This window comes from Allobosea sp. 05T422_2 (assembly GCF_056396265.1).
In genome coordinates, this window is record NZ_JBFTLD010000462.1 from 1 (window position 1) to 2458 (window position 2458).

Below are 2458 nucleotides of genomic sequence, written 5' to 3' on the forward strand. Positions count from 1 at the left end.
AAACAAATGTTACCTTTTCAGCTCACCCTCCAGGACAAAAAATCGTGAAGACCTCATCAGAGGACTGTCTCTGCCTCTGCACCATTGACGGAGAGACCAGCCATACGGCGTAGCCGCTCCATGTCGTAAATGCTGAACTGGCCGGTCGCGAAGGACATCACCCGCTCAGCCTGCAGGAATTGCATGACGCGATGCAGGTGAACCCCGGTGACCCCGCAAGCCTCCGCCAGGTGGCGTTTCCCGAGCGGCGTCTTGAAGCCCCCGTMATGCATCAGCCCCCGGATCTGCAGGCGATCGTGCAACGTCACGACGAAATGGGCGAGCGCACGAGACGTCCGCCCCGCACCGAGCGCGGTCAGCGAATCCACGAGGCGGCGGCGCCCGGCAACCGCAGCACGCGTGATACTCCGCATGAAGCTCTCGTGCCGGAACATCTCGTCGACTCTCGCAGCAGCGAAACTGCACAGCATGACGGGGGTCAGGGCAATGATCGTGCTCTCTGAGGGGCCCGCCATCACCGTATCGAGACCGATCAGATCCCCGGGGAGGAGGATGGCGACGAGCTGACGCTCGCCGGACCCCAGAGCCCGGTACTCTGCAGCCCAACCGGAGAACAGCGTGAACAGGCCCGGCCGCGCGCCTCGTTCCAGGATCACGCTACCGGCTTCCGCAAACCTTTGCCCCTGCTTGAACTCTTCCAGGGTCGTAGCCTCCGCATCCGACACGCCATGGAGCGCGGGGATCTGCCGCAACGGGCATGTCAGGCACCACACGCGTTCCCGCGCGACGCCCGCATGGTTCGATGCCACGGCCGACTGGATGCGATGCATTACCCCCTCCGCCAAGGCCGCGCGATGGCCCGAAGGGTTAACTTATGTTAACCGCCAATCCCCGATAAGCTGCATTTGTCGGACCCAGTTTCAAACGTTTCATTGTACTTTGGCGCCCCAAAGGACTCCCCCACCGGGAAACTGCGCGTGGTGACGATCAACGGCTTCACGCATCGGCCGCGTGGACGTGCCGCTCCTCGCAGCACCGGATAAGAGCGGAAGCGACCCGCGCCAGCTGGGGTGTGACAAGTTCCGGGAAGATCGGCAGCGAGAGAAAACGCCGCGCCAGCCGCTCCGAGACTGGAAAGTCGCCGGGCACGTAACCCAACCCGGCATAGGCCGGCTGCAGATGAACCGGGCGGGGATAGTGGATGCCGGTCGAAACCCCCGCCTTGGCGAGTTCCGTCCGCAGCCTGTCCCGCTCTTCGCTCTGGATCGCGTAGACATGAAAGACGTGTTCCGCACGCCGGGCCGGAGCCGGAAGCTGCAGCTCAGTGTCGCCCAGCAGCCGCTCATAGGCCGCAGCGATCCGTCTGCGCTTCTGTGTCCAGCCATCGAGATAGGGCAGCTTGACCTGCAGCGCCACGGCCTGGATCGCGTCGAGGCGCAGATTGAAGCCGGGCCTGACGTGATTGGATCGTCCCTCCTGTCCCCAGTCGCGCAAGCTGCGCAGCAGCTGAGCGGCCTTGGAATCGTGAGTAACCACCGCGCCCCCCTCGCCGCAGGCCCCGAGATTCTTGCCGGGATAGAAGCTGAAGCAGCCATATGAGCCGAAGGCGCCTGCCCGCATGCCATCGCGCTCCGCGCCATGGGCCTGGGAAGCATCCTCGATCACGGTGATGCCGTAGCGATTGGCGATGGCGCCGATCGCCGCCATATCGGCAAGCCTGCCATGGAGATGGACGGGCACGACGGCACGGGTCGCCGGCGTGATGGCAGCCTCGAAGGCTTCCGGCGACATGGTGAAGCTGTTGGGATCGACATCGACCAGAACCGCCTTCGCTCCCGCATAGTGGATCGCGGCCACCGTTGCGACGAAGGTCATTGGTACCGTGATCACCTCGTCCCCGGGTTCGACACCGGCCGCGAGCAGGGCCAGGTGCAGGGCTGCCGTGCCGCTGCTCACGGCCACGGCTTCCCCGACACCGCAATATTCAGCGAACGCGCGCTCGAAGGCCGCGACCGGTTCGCCCAGGACATAGTTGCCGCTGCGCAGGACGGAGAGGACGGCCGCCTCGAGCGGCTCCTGCACCGTCTTGAACTGAGCCTTGAGATCGAGAAATGGGATCATGAGGTTTCCCCCAGTACGGTTTCAAACAACCTGGGCGCAGTGGCATTGGCTCCGGCATGGCCGATGACGCTGGCCGGGACCCCGGCGACCACCGCGCGGGCCGGCACATCACGCATCACGACTGCGCCGCAGCCGACCACGGCGTAGCTTCCAATCTCGACCCCGCAGCCAATGGTGGCATTCGAGCCGATCGACGCCCCTCGGCGCACGACCGTGGCCTCCTGGGCCCATGCCTGCGCCTCTCGCGATCCCCCCGGCCTGACCGCGCGCGGCATGCGGTCATTGGTGAACATCACGCCATGGGCGATCATGACCTCATCCTCGAGCACCACCCCCT

The 2458-nt window shown here is 65.0% G+C and carries 3 protein-coding genes; all 3 read right to left on the reverse strand.

The features are described 5' to 3' along the window. Window positions 1–56: 56 nt before the first annotated feature. Window positions 57–830 carry a Crp/Fnr family transcriptional regulator gene (locus AC1DJT_RS36100; protein WP_476835994.1) on the reverse strand — a complete coding sequence of 258 codons (774 nt, stop codon included), beginning with the start codon at window positions 828–830 and terminating at the stop codon, window positions 57–59. Window positions 831–996: 166 nt separating this feature from the next. After that, the gene (locus AC1DJT_RS36105; RefSeq protein WP_476768041.1) at window positions 997–2121 is read right to left on the reverse strand and encodes a DegT/DnrJ/EryC1/StrS family aminotransferase; all 1125 of its coding nucleotides are present in this window, start codon (window positions 2119–2121) and stop codon (window positions 997–999) included. Continuing rightward, window positions 2118–2458, reverse strand: a 341-nt coding sequence (locus tag AC1DJT_RS36110; RefSeq protein WP_476835995.1) for an LbetaH domain-containing protein, incomplete at its 5' end; no start/stop codon positions are given. The genes AC1DJT_RS36110 and AC1DJT_RS36105, both read right to left, overlap by 4 nt.

Coding starts and splice junctions, on each gene's coding strand:
- AC1DJT_RS36105 (WP_476768041.1), bottom strand. CDS start 2,121: ATGATCCCATTTCTCGATCTCAAGGCTCAGTTCAAGACGGTGCAGGAG.